Genomic DNA, 17,383 nt, shown 5'->3' with positions numbered 1-17,383 from the left:
AGACATTCTACATTTGTTTATAAGTAGCCCTCTCCTCTGAGATCAAGTCATCCGTGCTAAAAAGCCTATTTTATGCTATAATGGGGAGAATACGAATGTTTGGAGAAAAACGTGTCAATCGAAAATTACAAACCAGATTTTGCGGTGGAAGCAGCCTATGATCTCACCGTTGCAGACTTGAAAAAACAGGGTATCAAGGCGGTCCTTGTGGATTTGGATAACACCCTGATTGCTTGGAATAATCCGGATGGGACTCCTGAGATGCGCCAGTGGTTGCATGACCTTCGTGATGGAGGGATTCGGGTTATCGTGGTGTCTAATAATAGTCCCAAACGGGTTAAGCGCGCTGTTGAGAAATTTGATATTGACTATGAAGCTTGGTCGCTTAAGCCCTTTACTTTTGGGATTGATCGTGCCCTCAAACGTTTCCACTATGAGAAAAATGAAGTGGTCATGGTCGGGGATCAACTGATGACGGATATCCGGGCTGCCCATCGGGCGGGCATTCGTTCGATTTTGGTCAAGCCTTTGGTTGAGCATGACTCGATCAAGACCCAGATCAACCGGGCGCGTGAACGCCGTGTCATGAAGCAAATGGCCGAAAAATATGGTCCGATTGTATACAAAAAAGGAATTTAAGAATGGAAGAATTATTCTGTATTGGCTGTGGAGCCCCCATTCAGACAGAAAACAAAGAGGGACTAGGTTATACTCCCCAATCAGCTCTTGAAAAGGGCTTGGAAACAGGCGAGGTTTATTGCCAACGCTGTTTCCGTCTGCGTCACTACAATGAAATCACAGATGTGCATCTGACAGATGATGATTTCCTAAAGCTCCTTCACGAAGTAGGGGATAGTAATGCTCTCGTGGTCAATGTAGTCGATATTTTTGACTTTAATGGCTCCGTCATTCCTGGCCTACCACGCTTTGTAGCAGGAAATGATGTCCTCTTGGTCGGAAACAAAAAAGACATTTTGCCCAAGTCTGTCAAGGATAGCAAGGTGACCCATTGGTTGATGGAGCGGGCCCACGAAGAAGGTATGCGTCCTGTCGATGTGGTCCTCACCTCTGCTCAAAACAAGAGTGCTATCAAGGACTTGATGGAAAAGATCGAGCAGTACCGCAAGGGACGTGACGTCTACGTGGTGGGTGTGACCAACGTTGGGAAATCGACCCTCATCAATGCGATTATCCAAGAAATTACTGGAGATAAGGATATCATCACGACCTCTCGCTTCCCAGGGACGACACTGGACAAGATCGAAATCCCACTGGACGATGGATCCTACATCTACGATACACCAGGGATTATTCATCGCCACCAGATGGCTCACTATTTGACAGCTAAAAACCTCAAGTATGTCAGCCCTAAAAAGGAAATCAAGCCCAAGACTTATCAGCTCAATCCAGAGCAAACCCTCTTCTTGGGTGGTCTGGGACGTTTTGACTTTATCAAGGGAGAAAAGCAAGGTTTCACTGCCTTCTTTGACAACGAACTCAAGCTTCACAGAACCAAGCTCGAAGGAGCGACCGCCTTTTATAACAAGCATGTCGGTGGCTTACTAACTCCTCCTAATAGCAAGGAAAAAGAAGAATTCCCGCCTTTGATTTCCCATGAGTTTACCATCAAGGACAAGACAGACCTGGTCATCTCAGGACTCGGCTGGATCCGCGTCAATGGAGAAGCCAAAGTAGCCGTCTGGGCACCAGAAGGCGTCGCCGTCGTCACCCGCAAAGCTATTATTTAAAAATTTGTAATAGAATGAATTGAAGAGCGCACGAAGTGAGCTCATAAAGAGATCGTTATTGCCGTGGTGTAGTTGCCAATCGATCGATTGGCAAGGGCAAAATGGAGACCAAGGCTCCATTTTGAGGTGAGGAAATCCATTTTTCAAAGATGAGATCTTTGAAAAATTAGTTCCGGCCGTCCCCACCACTTAAAATAACGATCAAAAAAGGAAGTAAAAATATGACATTAACATCTAAACAACGGGCTTTCCTCAATAGCCAAGCCCACAGCCTCAAACCCATTATCCAAATCGGGAAAAATGGGCTCAATGACCAAATCAAAACCAGTGTGCGCCAAGCGCTAGATGCGCGCGAACTGATCAAGGTGACCCTTCTTCAAAATACGGATGAGAACATCCATGAAGTAGCAGAAATCTTAGAAGAAGAAATCGGTGTGGAAACGGTCCAAAAGATTGGTCGGATTCTCATCTTGTTCAAACAATCGAGCAAAAAAGAAAATCGTAAAATTTCAGCGAAGGTAAAAGAAATTTAGGACATCGAGGAGAGCAAACCTATGGCAATTGAACTATTGACTCCCTTTACCAAGGTAGAGTTAGAGCCAGAGATCAAAGACAAGAAACGCAAACAAGTTGGTATTTTGGGTGGAAATTTCAATCCGGTCCACAATGCCCATTTGGTCGTTGCGGATCAAGTGCGCCAACAATTAGGGTTAGATAAGGTGCTCTTGATGCCTGAGTATGAGCCACCGCATGTCGATGCCAAGGGGACGATTGCAGAGCACCATCGCCTTAAGATGCTGGAATTAGCTATTGAAGGGATTGAAGGTCTGGAGATCGAGACGATTGAACTCGAGCGGAAAGGGATTTCCTATACCTACGACACCATGCTCTTGCTCAATGAACGGGATCCAGACACAGATTATTACTTCATCATTGGTGCAGATATGGTTGATTATTTACCCAAATGGCACCGCATCGATGAATTGGTGGAGATTGTACAATTTGTCGGGGTACAGCGACCACGCTATAAGGCAGGGACTTCTTATCCGGTGATCTGGGTGGATGTTCCTCTCATGGACATCTCCTCTAGTATGGTGCGTGATTTTGTAGCCAAAGGCCGGACGCCGAATTTTATGTTGCCAAAACCAGTCTTGGACTATATCAAGAAAGAAGGATTGTATCAATGACCTATGAAAACTATCTAGGCTTTTCTCGTGAGGTCTTGCTTGAAAAAATGCGTCAAATTCTGCCAGAAAAGCGGCTAACCCACTGTTTAGGGGTTGAGAAGGCTGCGCGTGACTTGGCCAAACGCTATGGGGCTGATGAAGAGCAGGCTGGTCTAGCAGGTTTGTTACATGACTACGCCAAGAAATTATCAGATCAGGAATTTCTGGACTTGATCGATCGCTATGAGCTGGATCCAGCATTAAAAAACTGGGGCAACAATGTCTGGCATGGGATGGTCGGGATTTACAAGATCCAAGAAGACCTCGGACTGACAGATCCAGCCATTCTTCGCAGTATTGAGATTCACACCGTGGGGAGTGGACAGATGTCGATCTTAGATAAGATTGTCTATGTGGCTGATTACATTGAGCACAACCGGGCCTTTCCGGGGGTAGATCAGGCGCGTGACATTGCCCAAGTCTCCTTGGATCGTGCCGTGGCCTATGAGACGGCTCGCACAGTCGAACACCTGGCTCACCAAGGATTGCCGATTTATCCCCAAACCCTTGAAACCTACAATGCCTTTGTGAAGTATTTGAAAGAGGAGCAATGAGTGAAAACAGCTTTTATCATTATTGATGTACAAAATATCTTAGTGGAAACAGGCTTTGAGACAGAAAATCTCCTAGAGAAGATCGCTTATTTGCAAGATCAGGCTAGAAAACAGCAGGTTGAAATCATCTATATACAGCATATTGAAACGCCAGAGGCTTTAACGTCGGAAGATTGGCAATTATCGCCCCTGTTGAAAAGACAGGAGAATGAAAAGGTATTTCAGAAGCAATACAATAGCATGTTTAAGGAGACAGGATTAAAAGAATACTTGGATCAACAAGGAATTCAACAACTGGTCCTGTGTGGCATGCAGACCGAATATTGTGTCGATACATCCGTCAAAGTGGGGTTTGAATACGGTTATAAGTTGGTTATTCCAGAAGGAGCTGTCACAACCTTTGATGGAGAGGATATTCCGGCAGAAACGCTTAATGAATTTTATGAAAATATTTGGGCAGAACGTTTTGCGGATGTCTTAGATTACAAATCAATTTTTTAAGGAAAGAGGATTACATGAAAGAAAAAGAACTACTTGAACTAGTTGTCAAAGCAGCAGATGAAAAACGCGCGGAAGACATTGTGGCTTTGGATGTTCAAAGCTTGACTAGTGTGACAGACTACTTTGTCATCGCAAGCTCTATGAACAGCCGCCAATTGGAGGCGATCGCTGAAAACATTCGCGAGAAGGTCATCGAAGCTGGTGGCAATGCCAGCCACGTCGAAGGTGATTCAGCTGGAGGTTGGGTCCTTCTTGACTTAGGTGGTGTGGTGGTCCATGTCTTTTCAGAAGAAATGCGTGCCCACTATAACCTAGAAAAGCTATGGCACGAAGCAAGTGCTGTCGATCTTTCAGCAGCCCTAGCATAAGCAGGTGAACTCAGTTGGTAGCAACTGAGTTTTGTTGGTTAAATTGAAATTCTATGGAAAGAAAGGATGGGGCCCCGTGTTTAGTTAATTTGATAACTGAACACGAGCTAAAAGCTGTGAGAAAAAGATAAACTTCCTTTGTATCTGAGGATACGGCAGAAAGTTTCCTATTTTCTCTATGCTTTTAACGCTCTTTGTATCTTGATTTATGGCGACTTATGAAACGTTTGCGGCGGTCTACGATGCGGTCATGGATGATAGTCTGTATGATTTGTGGACGGATTTTTCTCTCCGGCATCTCCCTAAAAGCAAGGACCGGAAAAAATTGCTAGAATTGGCTTGTGGGACAGGGATTCAGTCTGTCCGCTTTTCTCAAGCTGGGTTTGATGTGACAGGGTTAGACCTGAGTGCTGACATGCTGAAAATTGCTGAAAAAAGAGCTGCTTCAGCCAAGCAAAAGATTGATTTTATCGAGGGCAATATGCTGGACCTGTCGCAAGCAGGAACTTATGACTTTGTAACCTGCTACTCGGATTCTATCTGCTACATGCAGGACGAGGTAGAAGTAGGGGATGTCTTTAAAGAAGTGTATAATGCCCTCAATGAGGACGGAGTTTTTATCTTTGATGTCCATTCGACCTATCAGACGGATGAGGTTTTCCCAGGCTATTCCTACCACGAGAATGCCGAAGACTTTGCCATGCTCTGGGATACCTATGAGGATGCAGCCCCTCACTCGATCGTCCATGAGCTGACCTTCTTTGTCCAAGAAGAGGATGGCAGCTTTAGTCGCCACGATGAAGTTCATGAGGAACGCACCTATGAAGTTTTAACATATGACATCTTATTGGAGCAGGCTGGCTTTAAATCTTTCAAATTGTATGCAGACTTTGAGGACAAAGAGCCAACAAAGACCAGCAAACGTTGGTTTTTTGTAGCACAGAAGTAGGGCAGCATGACAGTTACAGGAATTATTGCAGAATTTAATCCTTTTCACAATGGACACAAGTACCTGCTGGAACAGGCAGAAGGGGTGAAGATTGTGGTCATGTCTGGGAATTTTGTTCAACGTGGCGGGCCTGCCATTGTAGACAAGTGGACACGGGCTCAGATGGCTTTGGAAAATGGAGCGGATCTGGTGGTCGAGCTCCCCTTTCTCGTGGCTGTTCAATCGGCGGATCATTTTGCTAAGGGAGCGGTAGAAATCTTATCCCGTCTAGGAATCGACCAATTGACCTTTGGGACAGAAGAAGTCTTAGATTACCAAGCGATTGCGACAGTCTACTCGGAGAATGAGGCGGAAATGGAAGCTTTCTTGCGAAGCCTTCCTGACGATTTATCCTATCCACAAAAGACCCAAAAAATGTGGGAAACCTTTGCTGGAGTGGAGTTCACAGGAGATACTCCCAATCATATCCTGGGTTTGGCCTATGCCAAGGCTTGTGCTGGGAAGGGAATTGCGCTCAAGTCCGTCCAGCGCCAGGGAGCAGGCTACCATTCAGAGGAAAAAGAAGTGGCCTATGCTTCTGCGACTAGTCTACGCCTACACAAGGAAGATCAGGACTTTGTCGCTAAATTCATGCCCAATAGTCAACTCTTTCAGTCGGCTCCACAGGTGTCTTGGGAGAATTATGACCAACTGCTCCGTTATCAAATCCTAACCCATCCAGATCTGACACAGATTTTTCAAGTCAATGAAGAAGTGGCCAATCGGATAAAGGATGCGGTTCGAGGTGCTAGCTCTGTGGAAGAGTTGGTGGAGAAAGTCGCAACCAAGCGCTATACCAAAGCTCGTGTCCGCCGCATCTTGACCTACATCTTGGTAGGGGCGATGGATCAAGCTCTTCCCGACGCCATTCATGTCTTAGGATTTTCCGCAAAGGGACAAGCTCATCTCAAAGGCTTGAAAAAATCAGTAGGAATCGTGACTCGAATCGGTAAGGAACCTTGGGATAGTTTGACCCAGCAAGCGGATCAGGTGTATCAGCTAGGCCATCCCCAATTGCGAGATCAGATCTGGGGTCGGGTGCCAGTGAGAGTGGAAGAATAAACAGTCTGACGTAAATTTTCTCTGTCCACATTCACGTAAGGCAAGAAGTTTATGATGTAAGGAAATAGTGTTTATCTACTGTCTAAAAATTCCTTTAGACAGTAGATTTTTTTACCAAATTTAGAAACTTTTTACGAATAATTAAGTGAAGAGGGAAAAACTTGTACAAGTTCCTGACGAGTTTTTCTTTTTCATGTATAATAATAGAAAAGAGGTAGAATGAGGTATGGTCATGGAAGCAGTCGTTTATTCAACATTCCGCAATCATTTGAAGGATTATATGAAGAAGGTGAATGATGAGTTTGAGCCTTTGACGGTCGTGAATAAGAATCCAGACGAAGATATTGTGGTCATCTCTAAGAGCGAGTGGGACAGCCTACAAGAAACCCTGAGACTAGCTCAGAACAAGGAATTGTCAGATAAGGTCTTGCGGGGCATGGCAGAAGTCCGAGCTGGTCAGGTTCAACTCCATGAGATTGAGGGGTAACGGATGTTACTCAAGTTTACAGAAGATGCCTGGAAGGATTATTGTTACTGGCAAAGTCAGGACAAAAAAACACTGAAGCGAATCAATACCCTTATCAAAGAGATCCAAAGGGACCCATTTGCAGGGATTGGTAAGCCTGAGCCCTTGAAATATGACTTTCAAGGAGCATGGTCAAGACGGATTGATGCAGAGAATCGCCTGATTTATATGCTAGATGAGTCAGGTGTCGCTCTTCTCTCTTTTAAAGATCATTATTAAGTCTTTAAAAGAGGATCTTTTTGATAGTTAGGATAGCTATTTAAAATTCCCAACTCGAAGAAAATTCCTATAAAATCCCCTTTCTAAAAATAGAAAAATCTAGTCTAACTTCGATGATTTGTGATATAATGTTAAAGATTGAAAATAATTTGAAAAAATTTAAGGAGAATCCTCATGGGACGTAAATGGGCCAATATTGTTGCCAAGAAAACTGCCAAAGATGGTGCCAACTCAAAAGTGTATGCCAAATTTGGTGTGGAGATCTATGTAGCTGCTAAAAAGGGTGAACCAGATCCAGAACTAAATACTGCTTTGAGATTCGTTATTGACCGTGCTAAACAAGCGCAAGTGCCAAAACACGTTATTGATAAAGCGATCGATAAGGCAAAAGGAAATACAGACGAAACCTTTACAGAAGGACGTTACGAAGGGTTTGGGCCAAATGGTTCGATGTTGATCGTTGATACCTTGACGTCAAACGTCAACCGTACAGCTGCCAATGTCCGTGCTGCCTTTGGTAAAAACGGTGGTAACATGGGAGCTTCAGGTTCTGTATCTTATCTCTTTGACAACAAAGGTGTTATCGTCTTTGCTGGTGATGATGCCGATGCCATCTTTGAGCTTTTGCTTGAAGCAGATGTGGATGTAGATGATGTCGAAGCAGAAGAAGGAACGATCACAGTCTACACTGCTCCAACTGATCTTCACAAAGCAATCGTTGCTTTGCGTGAATCAGGTGTCGAAGAATTCCAAGTAACAGAATTGGAAATGATTCCTCAATCAGAAGTTGAGTTGTCAGGTGAAGATTTGGAAACATTTGAAAAACTTTACAGCGTTCTTGAAGACGACGAGGACGTACAAAAAATCTACACAAACGTAGATGGATTCTAATCACTCGTAAGGACTGTAGTGAATCCCATAAATTAAGAAAAAGGATAGCTTCTCAGATCAAGCTATCCTTTTTCTCTGTCTGATGAGGATCTATCTTTTGTAAGTGATGTCCTGTATAAGCGTAAATACGGGTCAGGGGTGATTGGGAGAGTGTGGAAACCTTAAAATAGAAATAGTGGTCTCGATGATCTCGACTTTTGGTGTGGTGAAGACGAAAGTAGTTTCGCTGGCCTGCTGCCATAGAGTGGAGGATATCGTCTTCTAAAAATACAAGTGGCGTAGAAGTAGCCGCCCACTTGTAAAAGTCTGTCTCAAATTGGTGGTAATTCTCTGAAAAATAATCAAATTGTAATTCGTGTTTAGTCTGAATCGGTTTCATAGGGTGTTTCCTCAGATTCAATAAAAATGATAGAGGTCAGAAGGAGCCGGTGGTAGTGGCCATCGCTTTTGAGAAGAAGCTCAGAAGCAGATAAGGTGTGAATCGAACCTGCATAGGTTGCAAATTGATTCCCCTCTAGAGTCGTGATCGAGATCGTCGTTTGTTGTTGGAAGGCCTGCTCCAGGAGCTGGATCTGCTCAGAAAGAGGAAGAACGTTGAGTTGACTGCGGTCAATTTCTTTTGTATGCAGGGCAGTTGTGTGCTCAGATAAAAAGAAGCCAGCCCATTTGGCCATGCCACGGTCTTGAAATTCGCGGGCGGATTGATAAGGGAGATAAGAACGGTCGATCATGTTAATCCATCTAAGCCTCCTGCGGAATGTCCGCCAGTTAGTTTACTGCGTGCAATGGCGCGTGAGTTTTCTAGTAGTGAGGAGCCTTTCTGAAGAGAGGTAAAGCCAAATTGATCCCGAATGCGGTCAATGGTCTGCTGGAGTTTTTCCTCTTTTTCTAGGGCTATCGGATCATCAAAGAGAGAAAAAAGTTGGAGAGATTCCTCGACAAGTTCGCCATAAAAAACACCAATCTGCCGAATGGCTCCGCCTTCGTACTTGGAGCGAAAGAGTCGCAGAACAGTATCGGATAAAACCTTGGTGGATTGCGTGGGTTCAATCTTTTGCTGGCAATGAATGGACGGAAGCCCCTCGATTTTGGAGTAGGAGGCATGAATGGAGACTAGCTGGGTCTTCTTTTTTTTCCGTCGCAAGCGGATAGCCACCTGTTCAGCCATCTCACGAAACACCAGTTCAATGTCTGTTTGTAGGTGGTAGTCATAGGGCAATATTTGAGAATTGCCAATGCCTCGTGACTTCGGACGATAAGGTTTGTGTACATTGCTTTCATCAATGCCATGAGCATGGAACCAAAGTTGAAGCCCCATGACTCCGAATTCTTTCTTTAAGAGATCAGGATGAGCCTGAGCCAGTTCTTTAATCGACGTGATCCCGATCCCTTGCAATCGTTTTTCAGTGCGACGTCCAATGCCCCAAAAATCAGTGAGCTGGGGCAGTTTCCAGACCTTGCTTTCTACATCTTCATAAGACCAATTGGAGCGCATATTTCGACAATGCTTGGCTTCATTGTCCAGGGCTAGCTTGGCAAGAAGGGGATTGGCATTGCTGAGGCCGATGGTAGAGTAGATTCCAGTTTCCTGCCAGATTCTTTTTTGGATCCTGGCAGAAAGGAGGTCCAGTTTTTCCTTTCGCGAGAGGGAGGAATCTGGAATAAAATAATTTAAGGAAGAAGTCAGATCGATAAAGCCTTCGTCAATCGAGTAAGGGAAAATATCATCGGGTGCCGCAAATTCCTGAAAAACCTTCTGAATCTCCATATTGACCTGAATGTAGGCATTCATGCGTGGCGGCACAATCAGGGTCCTCTTGGCCCAGGATTCAATGGATGCAATAAAGCCTGGATCCGTCGGCAATCCTTGTTTTTTTGCGACGTAGCTATTGAATTTTCTGGTCTTGAGATCAAAAGGCAGGTCGTAGCTCCGGCTCACATTATTCTTGCCAAAGACTTGTTTGAAAACGGGAGAGCTGGCCAAAATCAGACCAGCAGAATTGTCGCTCCGGCTCATGACGCAAAGAGAAGTGGTCAAGGGATTGAGCCCTAGACGGACACATTCACAACTGGCATAAAAACTTTTCATATCCACAAAAGCAATATCAGAATGAGGCTCACGTGAATAATCAAATAGCATATTTATACCTCAAGCGGAAGAAAATGCCCGACCACAATGCCGACGATTTTTGGCTCGTCTTCATAGGGAGCAAATAAATCGTCGTAATCAGGGTTGATGGATTCTAAGCGCAAACCTTCCGCTTCTCGATAGACTTTCTTGATGTAAGTTTTTCCATTCCAGATGAGGGCGTAGACAGCCCCATCGTAGTCAAAACCAGTCTGTTTCATGAGGGCAACAGAGCCATTGGGATAGAGAGGTTCCATCGAATCTCCGGATACCCAAGAGGCAAAGTCGTGTTGGATCTCTTGGTCAAAATAAACGGTCTCGTAGTCGGTCTCGTTGTCATAAAAGGTATGTCCCAAACCAGCTGCCAACTCAATCGAAAGAACCTTATAAGCTGTTAAGGAAACAACTTTTTGTTGCTGTTCCAATAACTGGCTGGCCAACTGGTCGACTTTCTTTTGATGAGGTGGGGTTAATAAAGGGTAGGTGTAGAGTGCGGAGTCTTTGTTAATAAAGTAGTCCTCTTTAACGGAGAGGCGCTTGGCCAACCTCCTGAGATTTTTTTCGTGTGGCTCCGCCAAGCCATTCTCCCAACTGGAGTAGGTCTTGCGAGAAATCTTGAGATCCTCGTAGACATCTGCTTGGGTCAAGCCTTTTTCCAGGCGTCTTTCTTTTAGTTTTTTTGCATCAAACATGTCAGCTCTCCTATGTAACGTTTTAAAAGTTACATATAGTTTATCAAAAATGAATCCTTTTTGCAAGAGAAAAATTCAGTTGAAAACGAATGAAAAGACTTGATTTTGATTGAAAAAGGAGTATAATCAATTCTAAAATGTCTATAAATGAGGAACTATATGAAAAAAAGTTTTATCCACCAACAAAAAGAAATTTCGTTTGTTAAAACGACGTTTACGCAGTATTTAAAAGATAAATTGGATATCATTGAAGTCCAAGGGCCAATTTTGAGTAAGGTCGGAGACGGGATGCAGGATAACCTTTCTGGGATTGAACATCCGGTATCTGTAAAGGTCCTTCAAATTCCTGATGAGACTTATGAAGTCGTGCATTCACTCGCAAAATGGAAACGCCATACCTTGGCACGTTTTGGTTTTGGCGAAGGAGAAGGTCTCTTTGTCCATATGAAGGCTCTTCGTCCAGATGAAGATTCGCTAGACGCTATCCACTCTGTTTATGTAGACCAATGGGACTGGGAAAAGGTCATCCCCAATGGTCAACGCAACATCGCCTACCTTAAAGAAACGGTTGAAAAAATCTACAAGGCCATTCGTTTGACAGAACTAGCAGTAGAAGCGCGCTATGACATTGAGTCAGTTCTTCCAAAACAAATTACCTTCGTTCACACAGAAGAGTTGGTGGAACGCTATCCAGATTTAACTCCAAAAGAGCGTGAAAATGCCATTGCCAAAGAATTCGGAGCCGTTTTCTTGATCGGTATTGGTGGAGAGCTTGCAGATGGCAAACCACACGATGGACGTGCGCCTGACTACGATGACTGGACAACAGAGTCTGAAAATGGCTACAAGGGCTTGAATGGTGATATCCTCGTCTGGAATGACGTTCTAGGTTCAGCCTTTGAGTTGTCTTCAATGGGGATCCGTGTCGATGAAGATACGCTTCGCCGTCAAGTTGCGATTACAGGGGACGAGGATCGTCTTCAATTAGAGTGGCACAAGGCCTTGTTAAACGGTCTCTTCCCACTCACGATTGGTGGAGGGATCGGACAATCTCGTTTGGCTATGTTCTTACTTCGTAAGAAACATATTGGTGAAGTCCAAACCAGTGTCTGGCCTCAATCTGTCCGCGATGAATATGAAAATATTCTATAAGGAAGAAAGAGAGGGGGACAGAAATCGGTAATTCGTTAGTATTCGATTTCTTTGTCCCGCCTCCGCACAGTTGAGTAGGGCTGTAAAAGCTGATGAAATCAGCGTAGTAGAGCCCACTCAAGCACTGCGTCTTGCTCGATAATCCAAGACAATTGAGAGGCTAGGACTTTTGTCCCAGCCTCTTTTAATTGTCGCTTGACCATATCAAATCGCAATTTTCTGATTTTTTTTGGTATAATGGTCCCTATGAAAATAGTATCTGGAACCTATGGGGGACGTCCCCTCAAAACACTTGAAGGAAAAACAACCAGGCCGACTTCTGATAAGGTCAGAGGGGCCATGTTCAATATGATTGGTCCTTACTTTGATGGTGGAAGAGTGCTGGATCTCTATGCAGGAAGCGGTGGGCTCTCTATCGAAGCCGTTTCTCGAGGCATGTCAGAGGCCGTTCTAGTGGAAAGAGATCGTAGAGCGCAGGAGATTGTAGCAGCCAATATTGCCATGACCAAGGAAAAGGAACGGTTTCAACTGCTAAAAATGGAGGCCAAGCAGGCCTTGGGTCTCCTAACGGGTACCTTTGATTTGGTGTTCTTAGACCCTCCTTATGCCAAGGAAGAGATTGTTCGCGATATCGAAACCTTGTGCGAGCGCCATCTCTTGTCAGAGGACATCATGATTGTGTGCGAAACTGATAAACATGTAGAACTTCCTGAGGAAATCGGACAAGTGGGAATCTGGAAAGAAAAAATCTATGGAATTAGTAAGGTAACAGTATATGTCAGATAGAAGTGGATTGTTTACAGGATCGTTTGATCCGATTACCATTGGGCATGTGCAATTGATCGAGCGAGCTAGTCGCTTGTTTGACCGTGTCTATGTCGGAATTTTTTATAATCCGGAAAAAGTCGGACTCTTTTCCATTGAGCAGCGCGTGCGCATGGTGAAAGGGGCCTTGGCTCATTTAGAAAATGTTGAAATTGTGACGTCAACTCAAGAGTTAGCTGTGACAGTGGCGCGCAATCTTGGGGCTATCACCTTGATCCGGGGCTTGCGCAATGCACAGGATCTGGTATACGAAGCCAATATGGATTATTTTAATCACCAGTTGGCGCCTGAATTGGAGACGGTTTATCTTTATGCCCAGCCTCCTTACCAGGCCATTAGTTCAACACGTATTCGAGAGTTGCTGGCTTTTCAGCAAGATATCTCACCTTATGTACCAAAGAGTGTAATGGAGGAAATCAAAGATGACACAAGCGAATAAAACAAGCTTGCCTACAAAAAAGAAAAAAGGACGATTGAAAGAATACCGATGGCCGATTGCAGGCGTTCTTTTCTTGCTCCTCTTGCTAGCTGCCTTTGTGATTCGCCTTCCCTATTATATTGAGATGCCAGGAACGGCAGAAGACATTCGATCGGTCATGACAGTGGATGGAAAAATGGATACCAAATCAGGATCCTATGACTTTGTAACCGTAGCAGTGAAAGAAGCGACCCCGGCTGATTTGATCTATGCTTGGGCGACACCTTTTACAGATATCTACTCTGCCAAGGATATGACAGGTGGTAGTTCGAGCCAAGAATTTACGCGGATTAACCAATTCTATATGGAAACCTCGCAAAATATGGCCATCTACCAAGGGCTAAAGACAGCTGGAAAAGAAACCCAGATGGACTTTCTAGGTGTTTATGTCATGCAAGTAGCAGATGACTCGACCTTTAAGGGAATCTTGAACATTGCGGATACCGTCACCGGTGTGAATGGCAAGACCTTTAAGAGTTCCAAAGAATTGATTGATTATGTTGGTTCTCAAAAAATTGGCGATCCCGTTTCAGTGACCTATATTGAGGATGGACAAACCAAGACCGCAGACGGAAAGATCATCAAATTATCCAACGGGAAAAACGGAATCGGGATTAGCCTGATCGACCGGACTGAAGCCAAAGGCGATGTTCCTGTCCAGTTTGCGACTCAAGGGATTGGTGGACCAAGTGCCGGTATGATGTTTAGCCTAGCCATCTACACCCAAGTGGCTGATCCAGATCTTCGTCAGGGACGCCATATTGCAGGGACAGGAACCATTAACCAAGATGGAACGGTTGGCGATATCGGTGGGATTGACAAGAAAGTCGTCGCAGCCGATAAAGAAGGAGCAGAAATTTTCTTTGCCCCTAATAACCCTGTTTCCAAAGAAGAAAAGAAGGCCAATCCCAAGGCCAAATCAAACTATGAAACAGCTAAAGAAGCAGCGAAACAAATTCATTCGAAGATGAAAATTGTCCCCGTCAAAACCCTTCAAGACGCTATTGATTATTTGAAAAAGAAGTAGAAGTATCTTGCTAGATCAGTCTCGTACTTGAAAGTACGAGGAGTTGACAGATAGAAGATTCATCTTCTAATCAAATTCAAGTTTTTGCTTATCAATCTCTCTATTTTTAGAGGGATTTTTTCTTTATACTGGTATCAGAAAGAAAGGGAGGTAGTGAAATGATTCAAACCAGTTTGTTTTCCATTTCAGTATTCTTAGCGGGAGTTCTATCCTTTTTCTCCCCATGTATTTTGCCACTGATGCCAGTCTATGTAGGGATTCTATTGGATTCTGAACGTGTGAAAACTGTTCGGATTTTTGGAAGAGATATTTCTTGGTACGGCTTGGTGAAGACTCTTTGTTTTATCGCAGGTCTATCAACTGTTTTCCTGATTCTAGGATACGGTGCAGGGGCCCTTGGCCAGGTGCTTTATGCTCCATGGTTTCGCTATCTGCTAGGAGGGATTGTGATCCTATTAGGGATTCACCAAATGGAAGTGATCAATCTGAGACAACTCCAAAAGCAAAAGACTATCCAACTCAAAAAGAATCGGGAGCGCAATGAATTCTTCAATGCTTTTCTGATAGGGGTCACCTTCAGTTTTGGTTGGACCCCTTGTGTCGGACCAGTTTTGAGTTCGGTTCTAGCCATTGCCGCTTCTGGAGGAGATGGTGCTTTACAAGGTGCTCTCCTGATGCTGGTCTATACATTAGGTTTGGCTCTGCCTTTCTTGCTTTTGGCCTTGGCTTCTAGCTGGGTTCTACAACATTTTGCTAAACTCAAGCCCCATATGGGAACCTTGAAAAAAATTGGTGGTGCCCTCATCATCTTGATGGGCATCTTGCTGATGCTAGGAAATCTTAATAGCCTCGCATCCCTGTTTCACTAATCTTGAATGATTAAAGGAGAAAAATCATGAAAAAAATTCTTGCACTTTCTATTGCTACACTTAGCATCGTCACTTTAGCAGCTTGTTCTGGACAGAAATCAGATTCAGATATGAAAAAAACGGACGATAGTAGTATGATGAAGAAGGACGATATGAAGAAGGATGACATGAAGGATTCATCCATGTCCGATGATAAAATGAAAAAAGAAGACATGAAAGATTCATCTATGATGTCTGACAGCAGTTCGGAAATGAAGGACGATATGAAAAAAGATGAGATGAAATCTAGCGATTCAGAAATGAAAAATGAAAAGAGTGAATCATCTGATATGAAATCAGACAAGGAATGAAAGAAGGGAGAGGTCATCTGAGGATGACTTTCTCCTTGTTTAAAGAGGTAATAATGATGAAGAAATTAGCTTTAGTAGCTGCAGGATTTTTGTGTACTGGACTTTTGGGGGCTTGTTCGAGTCAAGGAATGGCTACTTCCAATAAGGACATGAGCCAACAAACAGCCAAAGCTGGGGCTAGGCAACCATCTGGCAAGAAAGTGAAGGAGTTTAGCTTGCAAGGAGTGGATGGCAAGACCTACCGCTTATCTGATTACAAAGGGAAGAAAGTTTACCTCAAATTTTGGGCTTCCTGGTGCTCTATTTGCCTGTCGACATTAGAGGATACCAATGAGTTGGCAAAAGAAGAGGCAGGTAAGGATTACGTGGTTTTATCTGTTGTAGCTCCAACCTTTAATGGCGAAAAATCAGCAGCAGATTTCAAAAACTGGTACCAGTCTTTGGATTACAAGGATTTCCCAGTCTTGCTAGATAGTAAAGGGGAACTGCTCAAAGAATATGGGATTCGTTCTTATCCATCGGCACTTTTTATCAATAGTGATGGGACTTTATCGAAGAGTCATATTGGCTATATGAATAAAGAGGATATCCTCAAGACCTTAGAGAACATGCAGTAAGGAGATAGACAATGGAAACAAAATGGAAAGTTTTTGCTATCCTTCTCATTGGCTTGCTATCGATTGGTTTCTTTTTCTTTAGTAAGGGAGCAAACGGAATGGATCAATCAGAAACAAGCACTGAGATGATTAAAAAAGCATCGATGAGTCAGACTCCAGTAGCTAAAAAGGAAACAAAGGAAACGGTTGATCCAAAGGATCAGCGTGAAATTTATTTGGCTGGTGGTTGCTTCTGGGGCGTAGAGGAATATTTCTCCCGTGTTCCAGGTGTGATTGATGCCGTATCAGGCTACGCCAATGGGAAGGGAGAAACGACCAAGTATGAATTAGTTCCTCAAACAGGCCATGCCGAAACAGTTCACATCACCTACAATGTCAAGCAGGTATCTCTGAAAGAATTGCTCCTGCATTATTTCCGGATTATCGACCCAACGTCGAAGAATCGACAAGGAAATGATCAAGGAACACAATACCGAACAGGTGTCTATTATGTCTCCCAAGAAGACCTTCCAATCATTAACCAAGTCTTTGAAGAGGTAGCAAAAAAATACGACAAATCGTTAGCGGTGGAAAAAGAGCCACTGACCAATTTCATCAAGGCTGAGGACTACCACCAGGATTATCTAAAGAAAAATCCGAATGGGTACTGCCATATCGATGTCAATCAGGCTTCTTATCCTGTTATTGATGCTAGCCGCTACTCTAAGCCAAGCGATGAGGAAATCAAAAAGAAGTTATCTCCTGAAGAGTATGCGGTGACACAAAAAAATGATACCGAACGGGCCTTCTCCAATCGTTACTGGGATCAGTTTGATGCCGGTATTTATGTAGATGTCGTGACCGGTGAGCCGCTCTTTTCCTCTAAGGATAAATTTGATTCTGGTTGTGGTTGGCCAAGTTTCAGTCGGCCTATTAGTCCTGATGTGGCCATCTATAAGGAGGATAAGAGTTTCAATATGACTCGGACAGAAGTTCGGAGCCGTGTAGGAAATTCTCATCTGGGCCATGTTTTTACCGATGGTCCCAAGGAAAAAGGCGGCCTTCGCTATTGCATCAATAGTTTGTCTATTACCTTCATTCCCAAAGCAGAAATGAAAGAAAAGGGCTACGGTTATTTATTGGACTACGTCTGAGACATTTGGAACCATAATTTGCTATAATA

At 43.9% G+C, this 17,383-nt stretch carries 24 protein-coding genes; 20 read left to right on the top strand and 4 right to left on the bottom strand.

The window, feature by feature from the left end; genetic code table 11:
- Window positions 1-111 precede the first annotated feature (111 nt).
- From HMPREF2832_RS01170 to HMPREF2832_RS01115, 12 genes are all read left to right on the top strand, one after another.
- Window positions 112-639, top strand: a complete 528-nt coding sequence (locus tag HMPREF2832_RS01170; protein WP_045759146.1) for a YqeG family HAD IIIA-type phosphatase — start codon at window positions 112-114, stop codon at window positions 637-639.
- A gap of 2 nt (window positions 640-641) precedes the next feature.
- Window positions 642-1,748 (top strand): ribosome biogenesis GTPase YqeH, encoded by a 1,107-nt coding sequence (gene yqeH / locus HMPREF2832_RS01165; RefSeq protein WP_049498330.1) that lies wholly within the window; start codon window positions 642-644, stop codon window positions 1,746-1,748.
- Between the two features lie 221 nt (window positions 1,749-1,969).
- Entirely contained in the window at window positions 1,970-2,281 is a 312-nt protein-coding gene (gene yhbY, locus HMPREF2832_RS01160; protein WP_003005853.1) for a ribosome assembly RNA-binding protein YhbY, read from the top strand.
- A gap of 21 nt (window positions 2,282-2,302) precedes the next feature.
- Entirely contained in the window at window positions 2,303-2,935 is a 633-nt protein-coding gene (locus HMPREF2832_RS01155) for a nicotinate-nucleotide adenylyltransferase (protein ID WP_003012335.1), read from the top strand.
- Window positions 2,932-3,528 (top strand): bis(5'-nucleosyl)-tetraphosphatase (symmetrical) YqeK, encoded by a 597-nt coding sequence (gene yqeK / locus HMPREF2832_RS01150; RefSeq protein WP_003012035.1) that lies wholly within the window; start codon window positions 2,932-2,934, stop codon window positions 3,526-3,528. Before HMPREF2832_RS01155 ends, yqeK begins: the two co-directional genes overlap by 4 nt.
- Window positions 3,529-4,029, top strand: a complete 501-nt coding sequence (locus HMPREF2832_RS01145) for a cysteine hydrolase family protein (protein ID WP_049498331.1) — start codon at window positions 3,529-3,531, stop codon at window positions 4,027-4,029. It begins immediately after the preceding gene.
- Between the two features lie 14 nt (window positions 4,030-4,043).
- Window positions 4,044-4,397 (top strand): ribosome silencing factor, encoded by a 354-nt coding sequence (gene rsfS, locus HMPREF2832_RS01140; protein WP_049472980.1) that lies wholly within the window; start codon window positions 4,044-4,046, stop codon window positions 4,395-4,397.
- 208 nt (window positions 4,398-4,605) lie between these two features.
- Window positions 4,606-5,346: a class I SAM-dependent DNA methyltransferase gene (locus tag HMPREF2832_RS01135; RefSeq protein ID WP_049488931.1), complete on the top strand. Its 741-nt coding sequence runs from the start codon at window positions 4,606-4,608 to the stop codon at window positions 5,344-5,346.
- Between the two features lie 6 nt (window positions 5,347-5,352).
- Window positions 5,353-6,447: a nucleotidyltransferase gene (locus HMPREF2832_RS01130; protein WP_049498333.1), complete on the top strand. Its 1,095-nt coding sequence runs from the start codon at window positions 5,353-5,355 to the stop codon at window positions 6,445-6,447.
- 232 nt (window positions 6,448-6,679) lie between these two features.
- A complete protein-coding gene (locus tag HMPREF2832_RS01125; RefSeq protein ID WP_003014291.1) occupies window positions 6,680-6,934 on the top strand; it encodes a type II toxin-antitoxin system Phd/YefM family antitoxin in 255 nt (84 codons plus the stop codon).
- 3 nt (window positions 6,935-6,937) lie between these two features.
- Window positions 6,938-7,192, top strand: coding sequence for a Txe/YoeB family addiction module toxin (locus tag HMPREF2832_RS01120; protein ID WP_049498334.1), 255 nt, complete (start codon window positions 6,938-6,940; stop codon window positions 7,190-7,192).
- Window positions 7,193-7,366: 174 nt separating this feature from the next.
- Window positions 7,367-8,083: a YebC/PmpR family DNA-binding transcriptional regulator gene (locus HMPREF2832_RS01115; RefSeq protein ID WP_003005873.1), complete on the top strand. Its 717-nt coding sequence runs from the start codon at window positions 7,367-7,369 to the stop codon at window positions 8,081-8,083.
- A gap of 52 nt (window positions 8,084-8,135) precedes the next feature.
- Here HMPREF2832_RS01115 and HMPREF2832_RS01110 read toward each other — a convergent pair whose 3' ends face one another.
- The 4 genes from HMPREF2832_RS01110 to HMPREF2832_RS01095 are packed head-to-tail and all read right to left on the bottom strand — an operon-like array spanning window position 8,136 to window position 10,903.
- Complete coding sequence (locus HMPREF2832_RS01110) at window positions 8,136-8,462, bottom strand: DUF5960 family protein (RefSeq protein ID WP_009732369.1); 327 nt, start codon at window positions 8,460-8,462, stop codon at window positions 8,136-8,138.
- Window positions 8,443-8,814 (bottom strand): hypothetical protein, encoded by a 372-nt coding sequence (locus tag HMPREF2832_RS01105; protein ID WP_049498336.1) that lies wholly within the window; start codon window positions 8,812-8,814, stop codon window positions 8,443-8,445. Before HMPREF2832_RS01105 ends, HMPREF2832_RS01110 begins: the two co-directional genes overlap by 20 nt.
- Window positions 8,811-10,223, bottom strand: coding sequence for a Y-family DNA polymerase (locus tag HMPREF2832_RS01100; RefSeq protein ID WP_049498337.1), 1,413 nt, complete (start codon window positions 10,221-10,223; stop codon window positions 8,811-8,813). Before HMPREF2832_RS01100 ends, HMPREF2832_RS01105 begins: the two co-directional genes overlap by 4 nt.
- A gap of 2 nt (window positions 10,224-10,225) precedes the next feature.
- Window positions 10,226-10,903 (bottom strand): helix-turn-helix domain-containing protein, encoded by a 678-nt coding sequence (locus HMPREF2832_RS01095; RefSeq protein ID WP_004219840.1) that lies wholly within the window; start codon window positions 10,901-10,903, stop codon window positions 10,226-10,228.
- A 159-nt stretch (window positions 10,904-11,062) separates the two neighbouring features.
- Here HMPREF2832_RS01095 and asnA point away from each other — a divergent pair, with 159 nt between their 5' ends.
- From asnA to msrB, 8 genes are all read left to right on the top strand, one after another.
- Window positions 11,063-12,055 (top strand): aspartate--ammonia ligase, encoded by a 993-nt coding sequence (asnA, locus tag HMPREF2832_RS01090; RefSeq protein WP_003005888.1) that lies wholly within the window; start codon window positions 11,063-11,065, stop codon window positions 12,053-12,055.
- Window positions 12,056-12,301: 246 nt separating this feature from the next.
- The gene (gene rsmD / locus HMPREF2832_RS01085) at window positions 12,302-12,841 is read left to right on the top strand and encodes a 16S rRNA (guanine(966)-N(2))-methyltransferase RsmD (protein ID WP_021152746.1); all 540 of its coding nucleotides are present in this window, start codon (window positions 12,302-12,304) and stop codon (window positions 12,839-12,841) included.
- Complete coding sequence (gene coaD / locus HMPREF2832_RS01080) at window positions 12,831-13,319, top strand: pantetheine-phosphate adenylyltransferase (RefSeq protein ID WP_049498339.1); 489 nt, start codon at window positions 12,831-12,833, stop codon at window positions 13,317-13,319. The genes rsmD and coaD overlap by 11 nt, the downstream gene beginning before the upstream one ends.
- Window positions 13,303-14,385 carry a SepM family pheromone-processing serine protease gene (locus HMPREF2832_RS01075; protein ID WP_049498341.1) on the top strand — a complete coding sequence of 361 codons (1,083 nt, stop codon included), beginning with the start codon at window positions 13,303-13,305 and terminating at the stop codon, window positions 14,383-14,385. Before coaD ends, HMPREF2832_RS01075 begins: the two co-directional genes overlap by 17 nt.
- Window positions 14,386-14,543: 158 nt before the next feature.
- Entirely contained in the window at window positions 14,544-15,254 is a 711-nt protein-coding gene (gene ccdA2, locus HMPREF2832_RS01070; protein WP_004219721.1) for a thiol-disulfide oxidoreductase-associated membrane protein CcdA2, read from the top strand.
- Window positions 15,255-15,280: 26 nt separating this feature from the next.
- Window positions 15,281-15,604: a hypothetical protein gene (locus HMPREF2832_RS01065; protein WP_049485523.1), complete on the top strand. Its 324-nt coding sequence runs from the start codon at window positions 15,281-15,283 to the stop codon at window positions 15,602-15,604.
- A gap of 56 nt (window positions 15,605-15,660) precedes the next feature.
- Window positions 15,661-16,221, top strand: coding sequence for a redoxin family protein (locus HMPREF2832_RS01060; RefSeq protein WP_049498376.1), 561 nt, complete (start codon window positions 15,661-15,663; stop codon window positions 16,219-16,221).
- 11 nt (window positions 16,222-16,232) lie between these two features.
- Window positions 16,233-17,354: a peptide-methionine (R)-S-oxide reductase MsrB gene (gene msrB / locus HMPREF2832_RS01055; RefSeq protein WP_070505291.1), complete on the top strand. Its 1,122-nt coding sequence runs from the start codon at window positions 16,233-16,235 to the stop codon at window positions 17,352-17,354.
- The last annotated feature ends 29 nt before the right edge of the window (window positions 17,355-17,383 follow it).

Source organism: Streptococcus sp. HMSC073D05 (genome assembly GCF_001812015.1).
Taxonomy (GTDB): Bacteria; Bacillota; Bacilli; order Lactobacillales; family Streptococcaceae; genus Streptococcus; species Streptococcus parasanguinis_D.
This window is presented reverse-complemented; position numbering and strand designations above follow the sequence as displayed.